This is a genomic window from Saccharopolyspora sp. NPDC049357 (assembly GCF_040677225.1).
Classification (GTDB): Bacteria; Actinomycetota; Actinomycetes; order Mycobacteriales; family Pseudonocardiaceae; genus Saccharopolyspora.
Genome location: NZ_JBFAQJ010000018.1, coordinates 102,340 through 123,989, shown reverse-complemented (window position 1 = coordinate 123,989; position 21,650 = coordinate 102,340). Strand labels below are relative to the sequence as shown.

General features: G+C 70.0%; 20 protein-coding genes, 1 pseudogene and 1 riboswitch. Of the genes and pseudogenes, 5 read left to right on the top strand and 16 right to left on the bottom strand.

The window, feature by feature from the left end; all coding sequences use genetic code 11:
- Positions 1–140: 140 nt before the first annotated feature.
- From AB0J91_RS17490 to AB0J91_RS17455, 8 genes and pseudogenes are all read right to left on the bottom strand, one after another.
- The gene (locus tag AB0J91_RS17490; protein WP_363869724.1) at positions 141–1,736 is read right to left on the bottom strand and encodes a PQQ-binding-like beta-propeller repeat protein; all 1,596 of its coding nucleotides are present in this window, start codon (positions 1,734–1,736) and stop codon (positions 141–143) included.
- Positions 1,730–2,932, bottom strand: coding sequence for a cytochrome P450 (locus AB0J91_RS17485; RefSeq protein ID WP_363869722.1), 1,203 nt, complete (start codon positions 2,930–2,932; stop codon positions 1,730–1,732). The genes AB0J91_RS17490 and AB0J91_RS17485 overlap by 7 nt, the downstream gene beginning before the upstream one ends.
- 116 nt (positions 2,933–3,048) lie before the next feature.
- Entirely contained in the window at positions 3,049–4,569 is a 1,521-nt protein-coding gene (locus AB0J91_RS17480; protein WP_363869719.1) for an amino acid permease, read from the bottom strand.
- Positions 4,570–4,716: 147 nt separating this feature from the next.
- The gene (locus AB0J91_RS17475; protein WP_363869715.1) at positions 4,717–5,721 is read right to left on the bottom strand and encodes a Gfo/Idh/MocA family oxidoreductase; all 1,005 of its coding nucleotides are present in this window, start codon (positions 5,719–5,721) and stop codon (positions 4,717–4,719) included.
- Between the two features lie 77 nt (positions 5,722–5,798).
- Positions 5,799–6,821 carry an iron chelate uptake ABC transporter family permease subunit gene (locus AB0J91_RS17470; RefSeq protein ID WP_363869712.1) on the bottom strand — a complete coding sequence of 341 codons (1,023 nt, stop codon included), beginning with the start codon at positions 6,819–6,821 and terminating at the stop codon, positions 5,799–5,801.
- A complete protein-coding gene (locus tag AB0J91_RS17465) occupies positions 6,818–7,807 on the bottom strand; it encodes an ABC transporter substrate-binding protein (protein ID WP_363869709.1) in 990 nt (329 codons plus the stop codon). Before AB0J91_RS17465 ends, AB0J91_RS17470 begins: the two co-directional genes overlap by 4 nt.
- Positions 7,808–7,871: 64 nt before the next feature.
- A riboswitch (cobalamin riboswitch) is annotated at positions 7,872–8,054 on the bottom strand.
- A gap of 116 nt (positions 8,055–8,170) precedes the next feature.
- Positions 8,171–8,314 (bottom strand): SDR family oxidoreductase, encoded by a 144-nt coding sequence (locus AB0J91_RS17460; RefSeq protein ID WP_363869739.1) that lies wholly within the window; start codon positions 8,312–8,314, stop codon positions 8,171–8,173.
- Between the two features lie 121 nt (positions 8,315–8,435).
- Positions 8,436–8,942: pseudogene (locus AB0J91_RS17455) on the bottom strand (SDR family oxidoreductase); the annotation flags it as partial.
- Between the two features lie 220 nt (positions 8,943–9,162).
- On the opposite strand from AB0J91_RS17455, the gene AB0J91_RS17450 reads away from it, so the two are divergent.
- Both AB0J91_RS17450 and AB0J91_RS17445 read left to right on the top strand, forming a co-directional pair.
- Positions 9,163–10,161: an iron-siderophore ABC transporter substrate-binding protein gene (locus tag AB0J91_RS17450; protein ID WP_363869706.1), complete on the top strand. Its 999-nt coding sequence runs from the start codon at positions 9,163–9,165 to the stop codon at positions 10,159–10,161.
- A 35-nt stretch (positions 10,162–10,196) separates the two neighbouring features.
- Positions 10,197–10,787, top strand: coding sequence for an MSMEG_1061 family FMN-dependent PPOX-type flavoprotein (locus AB0J91_RS17445; protein ID WP_363869703.1), 591 nt, complete (start codon positions 10,197–10,199; stop codon positions 10,785–10,787).
- Here the strand turns inward: AB0J91_RS17445 and AB0J91_RS17440 are convergent.
- From AB0J91_RS17440 to AB0J91_RS17420, 5 genes are all read right to left on the bottom strand, one after another.
- Positions 10,771–11,961: an MFS transporter gene (locus AB0J91_RS17440; RefSeq protein WP_363869700.1), complete on the bottom strand. Its 1,191-nt coding sequence runs from the start codon at positions 11,959–11,961 to the stop codon at positions 10,771–10,773. The genes AB0J91_RS17445 and AB0J91_RS17440 overlap by 17 nt on opposite strands.
- Before the next feature lie 77 nt (positions 11,962–12,038).
- Positions 12,039–12,362, bottom strand: a complete 324-nt coding sequence (locus AB0J91_RS17435) for a putative quinol monooxygenase (protein WP_363869697.1) — start codon at positions 12,360–12,362, stop codon at positions 12,039–12,041.
- Between the two features lie 15 nt (positions 12,363–12,377).
- A complete protein-coding gene (locus AB0J91_RS17430) occupies positions 12,378–13,403 on the bottom strand; it encodes an NAD(P)-dependent alcohol dehydrogenase (RefSeq protein WP_363869694.1) in 1,026 nt (341 codons plus the stop codon).
- Positions 13,400–14,134, bottom strand: a complete 735-nt coding sequence (locus AB0J91_RS17425) for an iron-sulfur cluster assembly protein (RefSeq protein WP_363869691.1) — start codon at positions 14,132–14,134, stop codon at positions 13,400–13,402. Before AB0J91_RS17425 ends, AB0J91_RS17430 begins: the two co-directional genes overlap by 4 nt.
- Before the next feature lies 1 nt (position 14,135).
- The gene (locus AB0J91_RS17420) at positions 14,136–15,134 is read right to left on the bottom strand and encodes an amidohydrolase family protein (protein ID WP_363869688.1); all 999 of its coding nucleotides are present in this window, start codon (positions 15,132–15,134) and stop codon (positions 14,136–14,138) included.
- Positions 15,135–15,310: 176 nt separating this feature from the next.
- On the opposite strand from AB0J91_RS17420, the gene AB0J91_RS17415 reads away from it, so the two are divergent.
- The 3 genes from AB0J91_RS17415 (at position 15,311) to AB0J91_RS17405 (ending at position 18,846) form a co-directional block, all read left to right on the top strand.
- On the top strand, positions 15,311–16,777 hold the full coding sequence (locus AB0J91_RS17415; RefSeq protein ID WP_363869685.1) for a helix-turn-helix domain-containing protein: 1,467 nt from the start codon (positions 15,311–15,313) through the stop codon (positions 16,775–16,777).
- A 201-nt stretch (positions 16,778–16,978) separates the two neighbouring features.
- Positions 16,979–17,980 (top strand): alcohol dehydrogenase catalytic domain-containing protein, encoded by a 1,002-nt coding sequence (locus tag AB0J91_RS17410; protein ID WP_363869682.1) that lies wholly within the window; start codon positions 16,979–16,981, stop codon positions 17,978–17,980.
- Between the two features lie 20 nt (positions 17,981–18,000).
- Complete coding sequence (locus AB0J91_RS17405) at positions 18,001–18,846, top strand: SMP-30/gluconolactonase/LRE family protein (protein WP_363869679.1); 846 nt, start codon at positions 18,001–18,003, stop codon at positions 18,844–18,846.
- 13 nt (positions 18,847–18,859) lie between these two features.
- On the opposite strand, the gene AB0J91_RS17400 is transcribed toward AB0J91_RS17405, so the two are convergent.
- The 3 genes from AB0J91_RS17400 to AB0J91_RS17390 all read right to left on the bottom strand — a co-directional run bounded on the left by AB0J91_RS17400 (position 18,860) and on the right by AB0J91_RS17390 (position 21,350).
- Complete coding sequence (locus AB0J91_RS17400; protein ID WP_363869677.1) at positions 18,860–19,648, bottom strand: NPP1 family protein; 789 nt, start codon at positions 19,646–19,648, stop codon at positions 18,860–18,862.
- Positions 19,649–19,855: 207 nt separating this feature from the next.
- Positions 19,856–20,308, bottom strand: a complete 453-nt coding sequence (locus tag AB0J91_RS17395; protein WP_363788315.1) for an NUDIX domain-containing protein — start codon at positions 20,306–20,308, stop codon at positions 19,856–19,858.
- Between the two features lie 139 nt (positions 20,309–20,447).
- Positions 20,448–21,350, bottom strand: a complete 903-nt coding sequence (locus AB0J91_RS17390; RefSeq protein ID WP_363869674.1) for a MerR family transcriptional regulator — start codon at positions 21,348–21,350, stop codon at positions 20,448–20,450.
- Positions 21,351–21,650 lie beyond the last annotated feature (300 nt).

Here is a 21,650-nt window from a genome sequence, read left to right as displayed (position 1 = left end):
TCCTATCTTTTTCCCCTGCGCGCACCTCCCCCTCGCGTGACGCACGCCCGCGGGCTCCCGTGGGGTTTATTCTAATTCCCCCACAAATTCCAATGCGAACTTCGGCGGTCGAATTTCGCGCGAAATTCGAAAAGTGCTGCTCAGGTGCAGTGGTGCGGGGTCTGCTCGTGCGGGGTGAGGTGGAGGACCGTTCCTTCTCCGTTGGCCGCGAGGAGGAGGGTGCCGTCAGGAGTGATGGTGAGGCCGGCGAACGCCCGGGGTCGTGCCGGTGGGAAGAGGGTGGGAGTCGGGTCCTCGCGCTGGATGCCCGGGGGCAGGCCGACAGGGAGGGATTCGGCTTCGGTTCGGGTTTCCCCGGTGGTCGGGGAGACGGCGAGGAGTCGTTTGGCGCCGACTTCCACGACGTAGAGGGTGTCCTCGTGGACGGTGATGCCCTGCGGCTGGTCCAGGCCGTCCACGACGGTCACGACCGAACCGTCCTCGATGCGGACGACCGCGCCGAGGGAGTCGTCCGAGGCGTAGTGGCGGCCTTCGCCGTCGAGGGCGACGTCCACCGGGTGCGGGAGCTCGGCGATCGGGGTCACCGCGTCGGCTTCGTCGATGAGGATCACCCGGCCGGCGCCGGTTTCGGCGACCAGCAGCCCGTTTTCGGTGATGGCGATGCCGGTGGGTTCGGCGAGGTCCTTCACGCGCATCCGGACCTCGCGGGTCGTGGGGTCGAAGGTCCGCACGTCGCCGTGCATCGAGGTGATGTGCACCAGCCCGCCACCTGCGGCGACGCCGTGGCAGGCGCCGCCTGCGACCGGCTGGATGAGGTCCCCGGTGACCAGATCTCCGTCGGCGAGCCGGAAGTGGTCGCCCGCGTAGACCCGGCCCGCGTCGTCTGCGGCCACGCCGAACGGACCGTGCAGCCCCCGGCTGACGACCGTGCGGGTGCCCAGCGCGTCGACCTGGGTCACGCCACCGCTGCCGTAGCTGGACACGAGCATCCGGTTCTCCCGGTCGAACGCCGCGTTGTCCATGCCCGCCACACCGGTCTCGATGGTGCTGCGGCGTCCGGTGTCCGGGTCGATGCGGGTGACGACGCCGGTCAGGCCCCGCGACAGCACCACCAGCGCACCGTCGTGGTCGAAGCGCACGGCCACCGGCTCGTGCACGTCATCGGCGACCTCCTGCGGGGCGCCGCCGTCCGGGGAGACCCGCCAGACCTGGCCGGTCATCATGTGCGGGTAGTACAGCGAACCGTCCGGGCCTTGCTGCATCGCGTTGCCCATCGCCAGACCCTCGGCGAGCACCACGATCTCGCCGGTGTCCGGCAGCAGCTCCACGACGCGCCCGCCCGGCCGCATCTCGTTGACGAAAAGCCGGTCGCCCACGCAGGTGATGCCGTTGGGGACGCGGATCTCCTCCGACAGCAACGTGAACTCGCCGTCGGGGGAACGGCGCCACACCCGCTGCGGGGTGATGTCGGCGATGTACATCGAACCGTCGGAGCCGAAGGCCAGGTCGTCCGGTGCCTGCACCGGGCCGTCGGCTGGAACGACGACCTCGACCTCACCCGTGGTCGCATCGACGGCGCTGATCTGCCCGGCCAGGAACTGCGCGACGTAGAGCCGCGCGTCGGGTCCGAAGGTGATCCCGTTGGACCCCCACAGCGGGCTCGGCGGGTTGAGCCTGCTCATCGACCAGCGTTCGCTTCGCGGCGTGCCGAAGCCGGGGAAGCGCGTGTTCACCATGCGACTGCGAGCTCCTTCAGTCCGTAGATGGCGTGATCGCTGGCCCACGCGATCTCCTCGTCCGCGAGCCGCAGGGTGGGGAACCGCCGCAGCAGCGCCGGGAACGCGATGCGCATCTCCATCCGCGCCAGCGGAGCACCCAGGCAGTGGTGGATGCCGTGCCCGAACCCGAGATGCGGGCTGGCGGGGCGGGCGATGTCGAACCGCTCCGGCTCGGCCACCAGGCCCGGATCCCGGTTGGCGGCAGGGAGGTTGAACGACACCAGATCACCGCGGCGGATCGTCACCCCGCCGAGCTCCACGTCGCGGGTGGCCAGCCGGGGAGAACCGGAGTTGACCACGCTCAGCCACCGCATCAGCTCCTCGACCGCGCCCGGGACCGACTCGGGATCGTCGCGCACCGCCGCCAGCTGGTCGGGGTGGCGCAGCAGCGCCAGCGTGCCCAGTCCGAGCATGTTGGAGGTCGTCTCGTGGCCGGCGACGAGCAGCAGGTTCGCCACGCCGATGAGCTCGGCGTTGGTGAGTTGCTCGTCGTGCTCGCGGATCATCATCCCGATCAGGTCGTCGCCGGGATCGCGGCGGGCCCGCTCGACCAGGGCGGTCATGTAGGCCTGCGCTTCGCGCCCGAGCTCGACCTTGTCCTGGTCGGAGACGGTGAGGTCGAGCTGCTTGCGGGTGCGCTCCTGGAACTCGTCGCGGTCGGCGACCGGCACGCCCAGCAGCTCGCAGATCACCAGCGACGGGATCGGCAGAGCGTACTGCGCCACCAGGTCCGCCGGGCTGCCGTGCCGTTCCAGCAGGTCCAGGTGCTCGTCGACGATCTCGGTGATGCGCGGCTCCATGCGGCGCATCCGGCGGACGGTGAACTCCGGGGTGAGCATCCGCCGCAGCCGGTTGTGGTCCGGCGGATCCATCGACAGCAGGTTCCCGCTGCCGTCGCCGGAGAGGTGGCGCGGGTCGCGGGTCGCGCCACCGACGAGGTCGGCGGTGGTCCATCCGTTGCTGAAACCGGTGGTGTCGCCGAGCATCCGGCGCACGTCCTCGTGGCGGGTCAGCAGCCACGAGGGCGGGCCGAACGGGGTGGGCACCCGCACGATTCCGGCGCCGTCGCGGACGGCCTCCACGTCGGGAGCCGGACCGAATCCGCTCCGGCGGCGGCTGACCTCGATGACGGCGGGCTCGGTTGCCTCGGGCACGAGTGTTCCCCCTTGGTTAAGTCGCGTGACTTAACCAAGGTACCAAGGGTGTCCGACCGAGATGCGAGAGCGCCCCAGCCGGTTTCCGGCGGGGGCGCTCTCTTCGATCGCGGTGCCTACGGGGTTTCCGCCACCGCTCCCTTGGACTGCTCGCGTTCCTGCTGCGCCAGCCGCGAGTTCCGGTAGCCGTAAACGAAGTAGAGCAGCAGACCGGCGGCCATCCAGATCAGGAACCGGACCCAGGTCATCGCGGTCAGGTTGACCATCACCCACAGGCACGCCAGCACCGCGAGGATCGGGACCAGCGGAACCAGCGGGGTGCGGAAGGACCTCGGCAGGTCCGGCCGGGTCTTGCGCAGGACGATCACGCCGACCGACACCATGATGAACGCCGCCAGGGTGCCGACGTTGACCATCTCCTCCAGCTTGCTCGCCGGGAAGAACCCGGAGGCGATCACCACGAAGATGCCGACGAGGACCGTGGCGCGCACCGGCGTTCCCGTGGAATCGCTGGTCTTGGCGAGCACGCGGGGAACGAGGCCGTCGCGGGACATCGCGAACAGCACGCGGATCTGACCCAGCATCAGCACCATGACCACAGTGGTCAGACCCGCCAGCGCGCCGATGATGATGAAGCTCGCCGTCCAGGTCTGGCCGTGGTAGGTGAACGCGGTCGCGAGGGTGGCCTTCGTGCCGTCGGGCTTGGTGGCCAGTTCCTTGTAGGAGACCATGCCGGTCACGACCAGCGCCACGGCGACGTAGAGCACGGTCACGATCGCCAGCGATCCCATGATGCCGCGGGGCATGTCGCGCTGCGGGTTGCGGGTTTCCTCGGCGGTGGTGGCCACGACGTCGAAGCCGATGAAGGCGAAGAACACAATGGCCGCACCGGCGAAGATGCCGAACACGCCGAAGTTGCTCGTGGAACCGCCCAGCATCAGAGAGAACAGGGACTGCTCGAGCCCGCCCCCGCTGGAGTCACCGCCGGTCGGCTCCGGGATGAACGGGGTGTAGTTGGCCGTGTTGATCCACTGCAGGCCCGCGAAGATCACCAGCAGCACCACGGCGATCTTGACCAGCGTGATGACCTGCGTGACCCGCGCGGAGAGCTTGATGCCCACAGCCAGCACGGTGGTCAGGAGCAGGGTGAGCACCACCGCGCCCCAGTCGAAGTCGAACCCGGCCAGCGGAACCGTGGTCTTGGCCTGGATGCCGAGCAACCCGAGCGCTTCCTGCAGGTACTCCGACCAGCCCTTGGCGACGACGGCCGAACCCAGCGCCAGTTCCAGCAGCAGGTCCCAGCCGAGGATCCACGCGATGAACTCGCCGAACGTCGCGTACGAGTACGTGTACGCGCTGCCCGCCACCGGCACGGTCGAGGCGAACTCGGCGTAGCACAACGCCGCGAGCCCGCACGCGATCGCCGAGATCACGAAGGAGAGGGCCACACCGGGACCGGCGATGTTTCCGGCGGTCCGAGCGGTCATGGTGAAGATGCCGGCGCCGATGGTGACGGCCACACCGAACATCACGAGATCGAAAGCAGACAGGTTCTTGCGCAGCCGAGTATCCGGTTCATCGGTGTCGGCGCGCGATTGCTCCACGGACTTCGTCCGCAGCAGCCCAGTACGAGGCACTGTCCCCATCCTCCTAGTACGGCCATTGGACACGAACGGCCTGGAAGGTAAGCCGGAGGTATGGGGATGTCGAGACCGCGAACAGGAGCGTTGTGAGCACGTGACCGGTTCGAACCACTGGGTGGAACCCACGCGCCGCGACCGAGGTCAGGACGGGACCGCGCCTCGCTGCCTGACCCGCACCGCGGTCTCCTGGATCGCCTCGACCAGCCGCGCCGTTTCCCGCGCACCGCGCAGCCAGGACCGCTCGATCTCCGGCGTCCGGCCCTCGCGCACCGCCCCGGCGAAGGAGGCCAGCGAATCGCGGAACTGGTGCGAGGCGTCGAGCGTGAACTCCTCGGCGTGGTCCTTCTCCTCCAGCCGCAGCACCGGGCGGTGCTCGGCGGGCGGGGTGAACGCGCGCTCCAGGCTCAGGTGCGCCGCATCGCCCCACAGCGCGTAGCGGGAGCGGTAGGCGTGCTGGAAGCCGAACTCGAGATCGGCGAAAACCCCGTTCTCCGAGACCAGGAGCGCGTGCCCTGCCATGTCCACACCGGTCTCGGTGTCGACCCGCAGCGTCGCACCGGCCACCGTCAGCCCCTCGCCGAGCATCAGCTGCGCGGCCCGGATCGGGTACACCCCGACGTCGAGCAGGCATCCCGCGCCCAGCTCGGGGTCGTAGCGGATGTCCCCGGCGCGCGGCGACGGAACGCCGAAGGCCGAGCTGAAGGTCCGCAACCGGCCCAGCCGTCCGCGCTCGACGAGCTCGCGCACCACCTCGTGCTGCGGGTGGTGCAGGAACGCGAAGTTCTCCCGCAGCAGCAGCCCTCGCTCGGCGGCCAGCGCCACCAGTTCATCGGTCTGCTCCGCGGAGACCGTCATCGGCTTCTCGCACAGCACGTGCTTCCCGGCGCGCAGCGCGCGTTGCGCCCACTCGAAGTGCAGCGAGTTCGGCAGCGACAGGTACACCGCGTCGATCGCCGAGGAGTCGATCATCTCCTCGTAGCTCATCGCGGTCCCACCGTGCTCGGCGGCGAAGCGCTCGGCCCTGGCCGGCGCCCGGCTGGCGACCCCGGCGACTCGGGAACCCTCGATCCCGTGCAGCGCGGGGAGCATTCGTCGTTCGGCGATTCCGGAGCAGCCGAGCACGCCCCACGCCACGGGCTGGTTCATCGGTGATCCCTCGCAGACTCCTCGATGCGGCGCAACGCGTGCAGCGTAGGGGATCTTGGTGGTCGGTTGCGGGACGCTCAGGAGGTTCGGCCGCGCCGGGCCAGCAGGACGGCGAAGGCCGGAACGCCCACCAGCGCGGTCATGACGCCCACCGGAACCTCCTGCGGGGCGGCGACGGTGGTCGCCAGGACGTCCACCCACACCAGCAGGATCGCGCCCAGCACGGCCGTGACCGGCAGCAGCGCGCGATGCCGCGGGCCCACCAGCAGTCGCGCGGCCTGCGGCAGGACCAGGCCGACGAACCCGATCGCACCGGCCGCCGCGACGAGCGTGGCGGTCAGCAGCGCGGTGGTCACCAGCAGCACGATCCGCAGTCGCGTGACGTGAACGCCCAGCGCCGCGGCCGTGTCCTGCCCCAGCGCGAAGGCGTCCAGCGCCCCGGCCCGCGCCAGGCACAGCAGCAGGCAGACCGCGCACACCGCGCCCGAGACCGCCACGTCGTTCCAGCGGGCGCCGGAGAGCGAACCGAGCAGCCAGAACAGCACGCCCCGGGTCTGCTCGGCGTCCGCCGAGGTGATCACGACGAACGACGTCAGGGCCGAGAACAGCTGCGTCCCGGCGACACCGGCCAGCACCACGTGCGTCGTGGTGCCACCGGCCACCGCGCCCAAGGTCATCACCAGCGCGAACGCGACCAGGGCACCGGCGAAGGCGCCCGCGGTCAAGCCGATCGCGCCCGCGCCCAACCCGAGGATCACCACCAGCACCGCGCCGGTCGAGGCACCCGCTGACACGCCCAGCAGGAAGGGGTCGGCGAGCGGGTTGCGCAGCAACGACTGCAACACCGCGCCGCACACCCCGAGCCCGGCGCCGCAGATCGCCGCGAGGACCGCGCGCGGCAACCGCAGCTGCCAGACGATGCCCTGCCCGATCCGCGACACGTCGGTCTCGCCCAGGCCCAGCCGCGCGCCCACCACGCCGGCCACGTCGGCCACCGACAGCGGAGCCGGACCGAGCGTGACCGCCACGGCGATCGACAGCAGCAGCAGCGGAATCCCGGCCAGCACGATCAGCGAGGAGGGCAGGCGCCCGGTCCTCAACGCCGCTCCAGCTCGGCCAACCGGTCGGCGAGCCGTTCGATCCCGGTGATCGTGCGCATGCTGATGTTCATCTCTGTGCCGGTCATGCTCATCCACCGGCTCTCGCCGACGGCGGGCAACCGTGACATCGCGGGGTCGGTGCGCAGGAATTCCTGCTTGGCGGCGAGGGAATCGCCTTCGCCGTCGCGGGTGAGGTCGCCGAGCACCAGCAGGTCGGGGTCGCGGGCGAGCACGTCCTCCCACGACACCTGCGGCCACATCGAGCGCACGTCGTCGTAGGCGTTGCGCACCCCGAGGGTGCGGGTCATGATCGCCGGAGAGCCGGTCGAGCCTGCCACGTAGGGGGATTCGGTGCGGGCGAACCAGAACAGCACCGACGTGTCCCGGTGGGCGACGGCCTTGCGCTGGGCGTCGGCCACCCGTTGCCGCAGTTGCGCCACCAGCGCTTCGCCGCGCTGCGGGACGTCGAAGATCGTGGCGATCTCCTGCACCTCGCGGTAGATGTCGTCGAGCTCGACCGGCTCGGCGAGCGGTGCTTCCTCGGGCAGGCAGTTGGAGGGGGAGAGGTAGGTGGGGACTCCGAGCTCGGCGAAGCGCTCTCGCGAGGCCACGCCCTCATCGGTGAACACCGCCTGGTAGGCGCCCAGCACCACGTCGGGCTCGGTGGCCAGCACCGATTCGAACGACGGGTTGTTGTCGGAAAGCCGCGGCACCCGAGCGTTCTCGGCGGCCAGCGACGGATCGACCGGATCGGTCCAGGTCGCGGTGCCCACCATCCGGTCCGCCAGCCCCAGGGCCAGCATGATCTCGGTGGTCGACTGGTTGAGGCTCACCGCGCGGCGCGGCGGTTCGGACACCGAGACGTGCCCGTCGCAGTTGGGCAGCGACACCCGAGGCGGAGCCGACTCCGTCGCGGGTGCGTTGCAGGCGGCGAGGGCGGTGGCGCAGAGCAGCATCAAGCCCGTGCGCGTCCAGCGTAAGAACACGTTGTGCGGAAATCCTCACCCCAGGCCCATTCGCGAGACCTGGTCGGCCGATTCCCGGAGCCGGGTGCGGATCCGGGGAGCCGGCAGGTCTTCGGGCTCGGGCTCCACCGGGCGAGCCGCCTTCCCGGATCGAGTGCGATCCAGTGGCTCGGGCTCGCCCGTCACCCCTACCGCTGCGCGTCAGCTCCGGCTTCCGACCGGATTCCCATCGGCCACACGTGGCACGACCGGCTCGCGATCGAGTCTAACCGGCGGGGGTGCGGTCGATCCGGCGGCCGTTGCGACGAATCGCCTCGGTCTCCCGAATCTCCCGCACGTCGCGCTGTTGACCAGCGACGAGTCCGCGCGGAACTCCACCGTGGACTACTGGTGCGTGCCGCCGTCGACGCGGATCTCGGTGCCGGTGATGAAGGCGCCGTCGTCGGAGGCGAGCATCGCGACCACGCCGGCCACGTGCTCCGGCGGTGCGAAGCCGCTGCCGAGGGCGGGGGAGAGCTTGGTGAACAGGTCCCAGTCGGTGTCGGCGGGCAGCTTGTCCGCGGTGGTCTCGGTGATGCCGCTGCGAATCCCCCCCGGGCACCAGCGACACCGCGCGCAGGCCCTGCTTGGCGTACTCCAGGGCGATGCTGTGGGTGAACGACTGGATGCCGCCCTTGCTCGCGGCGTAGGCGGCCATGTACGGGTGCGCGAAGTTCGCCGAGGTCGAACTGAAGTTGATCACCACGCCGCTGCCGGTCTCCAGCAGCGCGGGTAACGCCGCGCGGGTGACCAAGAAGGTGCCGGTGAGGTTGACCGCGAGGATTCGGTTCCACAGCTCCAGCGAGCACTCGTGCGTGTGCGCGCTGTGCAGCGTCCCCGCGGCGTTGACCAGCACGTCCAGCCCGCCCAGCTGCTCGGCCGCGGCCGGTACCGTCGCGTCGACGGCGTCCTCCTGGGAGATGTCCAGCGGCAGGGTGCCCAGCCGGTCGCAGGTGCCGGCCTCGGCCGCGCGCCGCGAGGTCTCCTTCAGCCCGGTCTCGTCGATGTCGGTGGTCAGCACTCTGGCGCCCTCGTCGAGCAGGCGCAGCGCGCTGGCCTGCCCGATCCCCGACGCTCCACCTGTCACGAGCACGCGCTTGCCGTTGAGCCTGTCCATCGCGATCGCGTCCTTCCGCACCCTCGAACGCCCCGACCGGGCCTTCGTGAGGCTCAACGCACGACGCGGCCGGAAGTTGCTCACCAACCGGGGCGGGGCGGTCGATCGTCCGGTGTGGACGAATGTGACGAACGTCGGTCACAGCGGGTGGATCTCGGGCTGGACGTCACACGGAGCGTTAGTTAGGTTAGGCGCACTTAACTCGCTGCGAGGTGTGGAAATGCGCTGGATGCGGACCCTGGGGCTGATCATGGCAGTCCTGCTGGGAATCGCCCTGACCGGCTGCGGCGCGGCCGGTCCCGAGAACGACGAGCCCGCCGCCGGATCGGCGGACGGCCAGTTCCCGGTCACCCTCAAGACCGCGTTCGGTGACGTCACCGTTCCGGAGCGTCCCCAGCGGGTCGTCGCGCTGGGATGGGGCGACGCCGAAACCGCGCTGAGCCTCGGGGTGCAACCCGTCGGTGCCGCCGACTGGCTGCCGGTGGGTGGCGACGGCGTCCCGCCGTGGATCCCCGCCGACAAGCGCTACGCCACACCGCCGAAGATGCTCGGCACCATGGAGGTCGACATGGAGGCCGTCGCGGCGCTCCAGCCCGACCTGATCCTCGACACCCGCGGCAGCGGCGACAAGGAGCGCTACAACCTGCTCAACCGGCTCGGCGTTCCGGTGGTGAGCATCCCGCCGGGCGGTGAGAGCTACCTGACCACCTGGGACCAGCAGCTGGACATGGTGGGCAAGGCGCTGGGCAGGTCCGCCGAAGCAGCTCAGCAGAAGGCCGGCCTGGAGGCCAAGTTCCAGCAGGCCGCCGCCGCGCACCCGCAGTTCGCGGGCAAGACCGTGGCCGTCGGCGCCAAGATGGTCGGCTCCTACGGCGCTTACGTCAACGGCGGTTCGCGCCTGGAGTTCATGGAGCGGCTGGGCTTCCGCCAGTCACCGGCCGTGCAGGTGGTCGCCGGGGACAACTTCTTCGTCAGCGTCTCGCCCGAGCGCATGGACCTGTTCAACGCCGACCTGACCGTGATGTTCCCGATCGGCCTGTCCGCCGTCGAGGTCGACAAGGACCAGATGTTCCAGTCGGTGCCGTCGGTCCGCGAACGCCGCGCCGTCGTGCTGCACGACGAGCAGGCCGTGCAGGCGTTCTCGGCGGGCACCGCCGCGGGCATGTCCTACGCGGTCGATAAGGTCGTGCCGTTGATCGCGCAGGCCCAGGCGGGCTGAGCCCGCGTCGCATCGCTGATCAGGAGAACTAATCCGTGCCCTCGTGGGATCCGAGTGAGGCCGAGCAGGTCACCTCCGAAGCGCAACTCCGCGAGGTCGTCGAACCGCCGCACCCGGAGATCGCCGAGAAGGTGGTCTCCGGGATCGACGGCGTCAGCCGCCGCTTCATCGAGCGGTCGCGGTTGTTCTTCGTGGCCACCGCGGGCGAGGATGCGAGGATCGACGTCTCGCCGCGCGGTGACACCGCCCGCAGCGTCGTGGTCTTCGACGACGGCAAGACGCTGGCCTACGCCGAACGGCCCGGCAACCGGCGCATGGACGGGCTGCACAACCTGCTGCGGAACCCGCAGGTGGGAATGCTGTTCCTGATCCCCGGCGTCAACCACGTGCTGCGGGTCAACGGCACCGCCACCATCGTGCGGGCCGCGCCGTTCATGGCCGACCTCGCGCTCAAGGGCGTGCCCCCGGCGCTGGCCGTGGTCGTCGATGTCGAGGAGCTGTTCGTGCACTGCGGCCGGGCGCTGCTCAAATCCGGGGCCTGGCGGCCCGACACCTGGCCGGAGGGCGAGCAGCCCGGGGTCATGGCGCTCTACGAATCCCAGCAGGCGCTCAAGCCTCGGGTGTGACGTTGCGAGCGGGAACCACCGGGACCGCGAGCAGGGCGAAGCACCCGGCCACCGCGAAGGCGATCGGGTAGCCGGCCACCGCGATGAGGGCTCCCATCACGGGCGGGACCGCCGTTGCCGTGAGGAACTGACCGGTGTTCTGCGCTCCCATGGCCCGCCCGCTCCAGTGCGGGCTCGCGATCTCGGCCACCGCGGTGAACGCCAGACCGTTGTGGGCCACCGCGATGATCGAGGCGACGATCATGAAGGTCAGCGCCAGGGGAGTGCCGGAGAACACCGCCAGCCCGCCCATCGCGATCGCCGAACCGAAGGCGAAGTAGCGGATCGGGCGCACCCGGCTGCCGATCCGGTCCGACCAGATTCCCGCGCCGACCCTGCTCAGGGCACTGAGCAGCTGCGTCGTGCCGACCAGGGCGCTGGCCGCGGCGGTGCTCCAGTGCTGGGTCGCGATCAGCCAGACCAGCATGTAGGTCCAGACGGTCTGCTGCGGCACGGTGAGCGCGATCGAGACGCCGTGGATGCGCAGCAGCGTCCGGTCTCCGCGATACGGGTTCGCGCCGTGGCCGGTCCGCCGGGACTCGGCCATCGACGGCCGCGGCGGGTCCACGATCATCGCCGCCACGAGCACCGCCGCCAGCGCGCACACGGCCGCCACGGTCAGCATGGTCACGGCGAGTCCGCGCGCCTCGACGAGGTTGGGCACCAGCACCGCGGTCAGGCCCACTCCGAGCGGTTGCGCGGTCTGCCGGATGCCCATCGCCATGCCCCGGCGCTGCGGCGGGAACCAGCCCGACACGACCCGGCCGCTGGCCGAGTTCGTGCTGGCTCCGGCCGCGCCGCCGAGGAACAGCAGCACCGCCAGCAGCACCAGCGAGTCGGCCAGCGCGGCCGCGCCTGCGCTGATGGCGAGCATGCTCAACCCGATCAGCAGCGACACCCGCTCGCCGATGCGGTCGACGATCGCGCCCCAGATGATCAGCGTGCACATGGTCCCGGCCAGCGGTGCCGCGGCGATCAAGCCGGTTTGGGACAACGACAGCCCGCGCTCGAAGTGCAGGTTCGGGATCAGCGCGGGCGGGGCGTTGGTGAACACCGTCGCTGCCAGCTGCGCGAACATCGAGATCGCCAGCATCAGCCAGCGGTTCGGAGCGCGCGTGATCGGCGGAGCGGGCATGATCCGAACGTTAGACCATTAGCGAAGGCAATGATTCGGGGTCGAGGGGGTGCGCGGGGCGCACCCCCTCCGGTCCGTCAGTCCACGGCCATCTCGCCCAGCTCCGACCAGCCGGTCTGGTCGATCTCGGCGTTGATGATGCGCGGGGTTTCCGCCAGGTAGGGCGGGAGCTGAGCGCGGGCGTCGTGGAAGTGCTGCGAGGTGACGTGGGCCGACCCCGCCTCGCCGTCGCGGAACGCCTCCACCAGCACGTACTCGGTCTCGTCTTCGAGGCTGCGGGACCAGTCGAACCACAGGCAGCCCGGCTCGGCGCGGGTCGCCTCGGTGAAGGACCGGGAGATCTCCGGCCACGCCTCCGCGTGCTCCGGCTTGATCCGCCACTTCGCGGTGATGAAGATCATCGTCGTTCCTCCGGGTCAGGGTGTGAGGATCGCGCGACCGCGGATGCGGCCCGCGTCGAGGTCGTCGATGGCGTCCTGGAAGCGCTCCAGCGGGTACTTGCTGGTGTGCAGGCGGACCTTGCCCTGGGCGGCCAGCACCATCAGCTCGCACAGGTCGTTGTACGAACCCACCAGGTTCCCGATGAAGTTGATCTCCGTCGAGATGATGTCGATCGTCGGCACGTTGATGTTCTCGCCGTAGCCGACCACGTGGTAATCACCGGCGCGGCGCAGCATCCGCACCCCGTCGGAGGTCGCACCGCCCTCGCCGACGAAGTCGATGACCGCCTCCGCGCCGTACCCGCCGGTGAGCTCCTGGACCTGCTCGACGTGCGTGCCGTCGGCCACCACGCCGTGATCGGCGCCGATGTCGGTGGCCAGCTTCACCGCGTCCGGATTGCGGTCGAGCACCACCAGCTCGGCCGCCGAGATCGCCTTGAGCACCTGGATGCCGATGTGGCCCAGCCCGCCGGCGCCGACCACCACGCACTTGTCGCCCGGGCGCAGCCTGCGCGCCGCCTTCGCCGCCGCGTGGTAGGCGGTCAGCCCGGCATCGGCCAGCGCCGCCACGTCCGACGGCTCCAGCGAGTCGTCGATGCGCACCACGCTGCGCGCCGAGGTCTTGAGGTAGTCGGCGTAGCCGCCCGCGGTGTCGATGCCCGGGAACAGCGACTGCTCGCAGTGCACGTCGTCGCCGAACCGGCAGGCCCGGCACAACCCGCAGGTCGCCAGCGGGTGCACGATCACCTTGTCGCCTTCGGAGACGTTGGTGACCGCGCTGCCGACCGCGTGCACCCAGCCCGCGTTCTCGTGCCCGATCGTGTAAGGCAGGGCGACACCCGACTTCTCGGCCCACTGCCCTTCGAGGATGTGGATGTCGGTGCGGCACACGCCCGCACCACCGATCTTGACCACCACGTCGTGCGGTCCGGATACCTCCGGAACCGGGACCTCGGTCAACCGCATCGGCTCGTGGTAGCCGACCACCTGCACTGCTCTCATCCTGCTCGTCCTTCCGAAGTCATGGCCCGCGGCGCCTGATCGGCCGCGGAGCCCGGGTAGCGGGTGCGCAACAGCCCGCGGCAGAAGTGCGAGTTGCCCTCCACCGAGATGCGCGTCGCGCGGGCGAAGCGCAGCCGGAACGGCACCTGCTCCGGCGTGCACGGCCGGCCCTCGTCGTCGACCAGGACCAGCGCGGACGCGGAGTTGTCGAAACCCACCGCCGCGCGCCGGTTCAGCAGCGAGCGCGTCGCCGGCTCCTCCGGCAGGTCGGCGACGGTGATCGCGTGCAGGTCGGCCTCTTTGAGCTCCGGCCGGTCCTTGAGCAGCCTGGTCAGCACGCGCTCCATCGCCGCCGCGTGCGCCTTGCGGCGGAACGTCGCGCGCAACTCCTCCAGGTCCTGCTCGGCCTCGTCGGGGAAGGTGCCGCGGTAGCCGGCGTCGGCCGCCAGCCCCGCGTTGATCAGCTCGGAGTCGTGGTGGTCGTCGAGCTCCACCAGCACTCCGGTCACGCCCGGGAGCGCCCGCAGCACGTCCTTGGCGTCCGAGGCCATCAGGTAGGCGAAGTTCGGGGCGCAGAACGACGTCGGCAACCGCAGGTGAGCCTCGACCTCACCGGACTCGCCGACCCGCAGCGAACGCACGAACCCCAGGTCGGTGATCGGCTCGTCCAGTTCCGGGTCGATGACCTGGTGCAACGCCTCCCACGCCGAGCTCTCCAGTCCGGCGCCCATCTCAGACGCCCACCTTCTCGGCCACGCCGAGCCCAGCGGGGACCTCGATGCCGTACATGCGAGCGGCGTTGAGGCCCAGGATCTTGCGCTTCTGCTCCGTGGTCAGCGGGGCGTACTCGGTCATGTCCTGCGGGATCTGGAAGTCCACGAACTTCTCGATCAGCCACTTCGGCGTCCAGATCGCGTAGTCGCTGGAGAACTGGATGCGGTCCTCGTCCAGCCAGTACAGCAACTCGCCGATGATCTGCGCGAAGTAGCGCGGCCGCGAGTGGATGAACGGCATGGCCACCGCCAGGCCCGCGTGCACGTTGGGCTCCTGCGTGGCGATCCAGCAGAAGTCCTCCAGGCGCGGCAGCCCGCAGTGCTCCACCACGAAGTTCAGGTCGGTGAAGTCGGTGGCGACCTTGTCCACGTCGGCGACGTCGAAGGCGTCGCGGTCCAGCGGCCGGATCGTCGGGCCCTTGTGGATGTGGATGTTGCGGACGCCCAGCTCCTGGCAGGCCTCCAGGTACTTGTAGGTCCACGGGTCGTCGAGCTTGTAGCCGCGCGAATCGCCCTGCCACTCGGCGGTGTAGAGCTTCACGCCCTTGAGTCCGAAGCGCTCGGCGTCGCGGCGCAGCTGGTCCAGCCCCGCCTGCTCGAAGCGCGGGTCCCAGCAGTGGTTGTAGGTCAGCTTGTCCGGGTGCTTCTGCGTCAGCGCGAAGGCCTCCTCGGTCTGCCCGAAACCGTTGCCGTAGAAGGCGCTCAGCAGCGCGGGCTGGAAGATCGCGTGATCGACGTAGCCGTCGGTGAACAGGTCCCGCATGAGCCGCTCGCCGCCCTGGTAGAGGAAGTCCTCGTAGGGCCAGACCTCGGATTCCGGGCTGAGGTTGCGGTGGTAGTCGTAGAAGCAGTCGATGAACTGCTTGCCGTGGATGTTGCGCTGGTTCTCGGCACGGGCGTCCCAGAGCGCGACGTGTGCGTCAACGATGAAGTAGTTCTCGCCGTCCTTGCTGTACATCTGCTTCCTCCGCTACGTGGCAGCCGTGGCACGTTGGGAGGGAACGCTAAGAGCGGCGGGAGCCTGCTGGGGACGCCGCGTGTCTCACTTTGAGACAGCGCGATCGGTGATGGCGGCCACGTCCTGCGCTTACCCTGATCCCACCGGCGCAACGACGCGTCCCTTGGAGGTTCGAGATGCACCTGCACCGGAGTGCGCCCGACCCCGCCGCCTGCCCTGCCACCGTCACTCCTCGGTTGCGGGCGTCCTGGCGGCGCAGCGAGCGCTACGGGATCAGCGCGGAGGAGATGCGCCCGGTGTTCACCGGCTCGGTCGACACCGGCTCGCTGCTCTTCGAGTGCGGTACCGCTGTGCTGCGCGGGCTGCAGGCCACCCTCGCCAACGAACCGGTCAGCATGATGATCACCGACCCGGAGGGGCTGGTGCTCAGCCGCGTCTGCGAGGACGGCACGATCAACCGCTCGCTGGACCGCGTGCACCTGGCGCCGGGCTTCTACTTCGCCGAGGAGAACGCGGGCACCAACGGCCTCGGCCTGGCGCTGGCCGACCGCGCCCCGTCCCTGGTGCGGGCCGAGGAGCACTTCTGCGCGGGACTGCGCGGCTACACCTGCGCGGCGGCTCCCGTGCTGGACCCGGTCAGCGGTGGTGTCGCGGGCAGCGTCAACCTCACGACCTGGTCGGACTCGGCCTCCGAGCTGCTGCTCGCGCTCGCCCAGTCGGCGGCGGGCAACACCACCGCGCTGATGCTGGCGCGGGGTGCCGGGCGCAGCGCGCACCCGATGCCGCGCGGGGAGGTCTTCCGCGTCTACGCCGACCGGATGCGCGCGCCGGAGGCCTCGGTGCTCACGCCCGGGTGGCGCAGCGTCTTCGCCGAGGCGCGCTCGGCCTTCCGCAACGGCCGGGCCGTCGCCGTGGTCGGCGAACCCGGGACCGGCAAGACCGCGCTGGCCTCGCTGGCCCGCCGGGAACTGCGCCGCGAGCGGGTGCTCAGCGTGCGACCGCCCGCGCCGGACGACGTCGAGGCGTGGCTGGAGCTGTGGGCGCCGGAGCTCGGCAAGGACAGCACCTGCGTGATCATCTCCGGTGTCGACCGGCTGCCCGCCTGGGTGATCAGCGAGCTCGCCGAGCGGTTGGGCGAAGTCCGCGCCGTCGGCGGCATGCAGCCCTACGTGCTCACCGCCGAATCCGCTGAGGCCGTGCCCGAGGAGCTGCGACGGCTGGTCGACACCGTCGTCGAGGTGCCCGCGCTGCGGTTCCGGCCTGATGACATCCAGCCGCTGGCCAGGCACTTCGCGCGTCAGCAGCGTCGCCGTGACGTGGACTTCACGGCCTCGGCGGCCCGGACCCTCAACGCCTACGACTGGCCGGAGAACGTCCGCCAGCTGCGCCAGGTCGTCCGCGAAGCCGCAGGTCGTGCGGACCTGATCGACCTCAACCACCTGCCGCCGGAGGTCTTCACCGGCCCGGGAAGGCCGCTGACCAGGCTCGAAGCGGTGGAGCGCGACGAGATCATCCGCTGCCTCACCGAACCCGGCACCACCGTCGGCGAGGCGGCCCGCGAGCTCGGCGTCAGCAGGGCCACCATCTACCGCAAGATGGCCCAGTACCGCATCACGGTCCCGGGCCGAGCACCCCGCGCCTGACCGGACCCCGCCTCGGGAGTTGCAGTCCGGGAGCAGGGCGGTTCTGGTCCGAACCGTCCGTGACCGAAGTCCGTTTCGTCCGGTCGGTTCAGGCCAAAACCGCCCGGCCCCCGGAGCCGAGGGGCGAGCCACTGGACAGCGGCCGTTCCGTTGAGCAGGCTCGGCGGAGTCGTCACGCCGTGGAAGGGGTTCGAAGCAGCGATGCCGCGCGCAGTCCGGATCGATTCTCCGCAGGCGCTGCGCGTCGTCGCAGCCGAACCCGAGCCGCCCGGCCACGACGAAGCACTCGTCGAGGTCGCCTGGTCCGGGATCTGCGGCTCCGACCTGGAGGTCTACCGCGGCACCCGGCCGTCGGAGTTCGTCCGCTATCCCGTCGTCGCCGGCCACGAGTGGTCGGGCACCGTCGTGCGGGCCGGAGCCGGCGTGGACCCGGGGGTGGTCGGCCGCAAGGTGGTGGGCGAGGGGTTCCGCAACTGCGGCCGGTGCACGGCCTGCCGGGAAGGCGACACGAGTCTGTGTTCGGCCGCCTACGACGAAACCGGCTTCACCCAGCCGGGCGCGTGGGCCGATCACCTCCGCATCCCCGCCCGACTGCTGCACCCGCTGCCCGAGGAGGCCGACTTGCGCGCCGCCGCGCTGCTGGAACCGGCCGCGTGCATGGCCTCGGCGGTGCTCAAGGCCGGCGTGCGGGTGGGGGAGAGCGTCGCGGTCATCGGCGGTGGAACCCTCGGCATGCTCGCCACCCAGCTCTTCGCGGCGGCCGGTGCCGGGAGCCTCGTGGTGGTCGATCCGCGAACCGACCGCAATGAGGCCGCCAAGGCGTGCGGCGCAACGGATTTCCGCACCCCCGACGAGCTCGGCGACGGTTTTGACGTGGTGCTGGAAGCCGCGGGCGCGTCGGGAACCGGGCGGCTCGCGGTGCGCTCCACCCGGCGAGGCGGGCGAACCGTGCTCACCGGTATCGCACCGGAGGAGCACGAACCGCTCACCCCGGCGGAGCTGGTCGGAGCCGCGGTCACCGTGCACACCGTGTTCGGGGCCTCCTCGCGCGCGTGGGCGCACGCGGTCCGCGCCTTCGCTGCGGGGCGACTCGACCCGGCGCCGTTGATCACGCACGAGTACGCGTTGGAGGATGCCGAGCGGGCGCTGCACGTCCTCGCCGACCCGGCGGTACCCACCGGGAAGGTTCTGCTGCACCCATGACTCGTCGCGGAGGTTCACCGATGCTGGAGCAGATCACCCCTCCGCTGGCCGGGCACGGCGAAGGGCCGGTGTGGTTCGGCCGCTGGCCGGGCCTGCGGTGGGTGGACATGCTGGTCGGTGACGTGCTGACCCTCGACGCCTCCGGTGAGGTCCAACGCCGTCACGTCGGCTCGGTCGCGGCAGCGCTGCGCCCGAGGGAATCCGGTGGCGCGGTGCTGGCGCTGGAACGCGGGTTCGCCTTCGCCGATGACGCGTTGCAGGACATCCAGGTGCTGCCGGAGCTGTGGAGCGGCGCGGACGTCCGGATGAACGAGGGCGGCTGCGGTCCCGACGGCGCGTTCTACTGCGGCTCCATGGCCTACGACGAGAAACCCGGCGCCGGAACCCTCTACCGCCTCGACCCGCAGGGCCGCGTCGAACCCGTCGTGCCCGAGGTCAGCATCTCCAACGGTCTCATGTGGACGGAGGACGGGTCGCGGGCCTACTACGCCGATACGCCGACCCAGCGGGTCGACGTGTTCGACTTCGAGGACGGGCAACTGGTCAACAGGCGGCCGTTCGCCCACATCGACCGGGCCGACGGGTCCCCGGACGGACTCACCGTCGACGCCGAAGGCGGCGTCTGGGTCGCCCTCTGGGGCGGCGGCGCGGTCCGCCACTACACGCCCGACGGTGCGCTGGCCGAGATCGTCGAGGTCCCCGCTCCGAAGGTCACCGCCTGCACCTTCGGCGGCGAGGACCTCGACCGCCTCTACATCACCACCTCGCAGGTCGGCACCGACCTCGAACACCACCCCGGCGCCGGTGCGGTGTTCGCCACCGATCCCGGGGTGCGAGGGCTCCCCGTGCGCACCTACGCGGGGTGATTCCTCCGCCTGGTCAGGCGTGGGGGTCGAAGGCGATGCCCTCGGGCTTGGCGCTCTCCAGGTTGCTGTTGAAAGCCCCGTCGGAGATGGCCAGGCTCGCGCTGCCGTAGTCGGCCGAGGTGAGCTTGTCGCGAAGACCGGTGTCCGGCCAGTTGTCCCAGCTCACCAGAGCGGGGTACTGCCAGGTGCCGTAGTGGTTCTCCGGCTGCTCGTCCGCGCCGGCCAGCCGGAAGCAGTGCGTGCTCGCGCCGTCCTTGTGGTAGACGACCTTGGCGTGGCTGCCGTCCCACTGGACCTCGTTGGCCGGGTAGGTCGAGTAGTCGCCGTGCGCCGAGGTCGAGACGTACTTGGCCTCGTCGTTCTCCACCCACACGATGACGTGTTCGAGGTCGTGGCGGTGTCCGCCGAGCCCGCTGCCGTCCACGGCCTGGTCCTTCTCGAAGTACAGGTCGTAGACGTAGGCGCACCAGCCGTTGTTGCACTTGGAGCGCGAGTAGGAGTTGGTGTTGTCCAGGTCCGACTGGTCGTGGCAGCTGCCGTTGATCGCACCGGTGGTGTCCAGGCCGGGAGCGATGGTGCCGTCCGAACCGATCGCCGGAGTCGGGTAGCAACCGTCCCCGTCGTAGTCGAAGGCGGGCTGCCACTTCGCGTCCGCCTCGGCGGCGCTGGTGGGCAGCGCGGCGGGCGGGTCGGCGGCGGCGATCGCCGGCGGCAGCGCGAGGAGCAGGACCGCGGCTCCCGCGACGCTGGCCGCGAACTTCCCGGCCCGGCGGGCGCGGGGCGTTCCGTCCACAGTGTTCATCAGGCGATCGTTCCTCTCGTCCGAATCCGAAAGTGGTTCGATCATAAATCGATTCCGGACCGGAACAGGAGAAGATGATCTGAACAGAATAGGACACGTCGGCGTCTCGCTCGCAGTTTTCCCAGTTTCACCGAATGAGAACGGCGAATCGCCGAAATTGTCTGGGAAGAGTGCGGAAGAACTTCGCTGAGCGAATTCGGGTGACCCCTACAGGAGTGTCGGACCTCGCACTGCGTGCCTGCTGATGAGGTCCCGGTCCCGCGGGCTGATCGGATGGGTGTCGTGCGCGTTCGTCCAGGTGTAGGCGTCGTGCTCGGTGAGTCGCACGTGCTCTCCGGTCACGGTCACCGACCACGTGTGCTGCCGGACGCAGCGGCCGTGGCGATTGACGTAGTCGAAAGCGGCCAGATGGCGGGTGAATCCGGTGACGGCGAGTCCGGTTTCCTCGCGGACCTCCCGTTGCAACGCGTCCAGCAGATCGCAGTCGTGCGGTTCGACCTTGCCACCCGGCATTTCCCACACACCACCACGGGATTCGTGCCGCGGACGACGCAGCATCAGCGCCTTGCCCGCGCGGATGATGAGCGCGCGGACGGCGTGCTGGCGGATCCCGTCGGCGGCGTCGCGGGCGATGAGTTCGGCGAGTTCTGCACTGTTCATGAGTCGCGGCCCCCTCGATCCGTGCGGCTCACCACCAGTTTGACGCCACAACCCCGAAAACGCTCCCCGGTATCCGAAAGTCGCCACGAGCGATCGCGAGACGCCCTCGGGTTCCGCGGCGGGACGGCTAGGCCGTGTTTTAGGTAGCGGGTGAGTCTTGGGCGGATAGTTCTATGGCCAGTTCCATACAGCGCAGGCGGGCTGGGGAGGCGTCGTAGGGCATCTTGCCGATGGCTTCGAACGCGCTCATGGAGTCAGCCTCCCGCCTGCCAGAGCTGATGTCGGCCTCGTCATCGGCGGTAGCAGGGTGCAAAGTGTCCCAGGCGTCGAAGAGGGCATCGTCGTCCTTATCCAGGCCGGACTCCTCGATGACGGCCTGCAGGGCGCTTTCGAAGGCGTGTCGCTCGACGGCCACTTGAGCCACCCGTGGATCATCGACGGCGACACTGTCATCGAGTGCCTCCTCGGCGTCATCGATGCGGTCGGAATCCTCCCGCAGAGTGGGATGCGTGGCCAGGGCGATGAAGCGGGTGGCCTGGACGGCCGCGCCGAGCGGGCCGAAGATCCGCTCAGTGACCAGCAGAGTGTCCAGGTCCGCCTGACGCAGGGAGCCTTCGGGCAGGCTCTTGAAGCGTTCGGTGACGAAGTCGGAGAGCAGTCCCATTCGGCTGCCTTCGGTGCGCATCCGCCGCACGGCGGTCCGTTGCCGCCCCAATTCCGCCTCCTGCTCGGCGAGCGTTTCCTCCAACCGCTCCAGGATGCCCGCGATACCGTCTCCGCTGTCCGCACCGACGGAAGCCATGCCGGTGGTAAAGGCGTCACGGATGTCGTCGAGGGCGATCCCGGCGTTGGCCATCTTGCGAATCCACAGCAGGCGGATTATGTCCTCGTACCCGTAGCGGCGGTGGCCATCGCCGCCTCGCTCAGGCTCGGGGAGCAGGCCGATCTCGTGGTAATGGCGAATCGCCCGTGGCGTGCTGCCGGCGAAGGCCGCCGCGTCACCGATCTTGACCTGGCGGGGTGGCATGAAAGACGAATGCATGAGCAGGGACCTTTCCTCAAGGGATCGGGACGTAAGTCCAGTCCACTGGACCACATGCCGCTACGGAAGGTGCAACCCTGTACACACCGCCCCGCGCCAATGCCAGGAAATGTGCCCTTCCTCCGTAATGACCGCAGGGCCGTCGTTTCCTGCTGGGGCATCCGCACGACGACAGGCTGAGGGTTCACAGCCACTGATGAACAGCAACGACTCCAGCACCGACCGCTGCTCATCAGAAAGATCGCCTCGCCCCACATCTTGATCATCATCGTGCAGGGCGCGCGCAGGAATCCGAACCTA

Coding starts and splice junctions, on each gene's coding strand:
- AB0J91_RS17490 (WP_363869724.1), bottom strand. CDS start 1,736: ATGGTGAACACGCGCTTCCCCGGCTTCGGCACGCCGCGAAGCGAACGC.
- AB0J91_RS17475 (WP_363869715.1), bottom strand. CDS start 5,721: ATGAACCAGCCCGTGGCGTGGGGCGTGCTCGGCTGCTCCGGAATCGCC.
- AB0J91_RS17450 (WP_363869706.1), top strand. CDS start 9,163: ATGCGCTGGATGCGGACCCTGGGGCTGATCATGGCAGTCCTGCTGGGA.
- AB0J91_RS17440 (WP_363869700.1), bottom strand. CDS start 11,961: ATGCCCGCTCCGCCGATCACGCGCGCTCCGAACCGCTGGCTGATGCTG.
- AB0J91_RS17435 (WP_363869697.1), bottom strand. CDS start 12,362: ATGATCTTCATCACCGCGAAGTGGCGGATCAAGCCGGAGCACGCGGAG.
- AB0J91_RS17430 (WP_363869694.1), bottom strand. CDS start 13,403: ATGAGAGCAGTGCAGGTGGTCGGCTACCACGAGCCGATGCGGTTGACC.
- AB0J91_RS17425 (WP_363869691.1), bottom strand. CDS start 14,134: ATGGGCGCCGGACTGGAGAGCTCGGCGTGGGAGGCGTTGCACCAGGTC.
- AB0J91_RS17420 (WP_363869688.1), bottom strand. CDS start 15,134: ATGTACAGCAAGGACGGCGAGAACTACTTCATCGTTGACGCACACGTC.
- AB0J91_RS17415 (WP_363869685.1), top strand. CDS start 15,311: ATGCACCTGCACCGGAGTGCGCCCGACCCCGCCGCCTGCCCTGCCACC.
- AB0J91_RS17410 (WP_363869682.1), top strand. CDS start 16,979: ATGCCGCGCGCAGTCCGGATCGATTCTCCGCAGGCGCTGCGCGTCGTC.
- AB0J91_RS17405 (WP_363869679.1), top strand. CDS start 18,001: ATGCTGGAGCAGATCACCCCTCCGCTGGCCGGGCACGGCGAAGGGCCG.
- AB0J91_RS17400 (WP_363869677.1), bottom strand. CDS start 19,648: ATGAACACTGTGGACGGAACGCCCCGCGCCCGCCGGGCCGGGAAGTTC.
- AB0J91_RS17395 (WP_363788315.1), bottom strand. CDS start 20,308: ATGAACAGTGCAGAACTCGCCGAACTCATCGCCCGCGACGCCGCCGAC.
- AB0J91_RS17390 (WP_363869674.1), bottom strand. CDS start 21,350: ATGCATTCGTCTTTCATGCCACCCCGCCAGGTCAAGATCGGTGACGCG.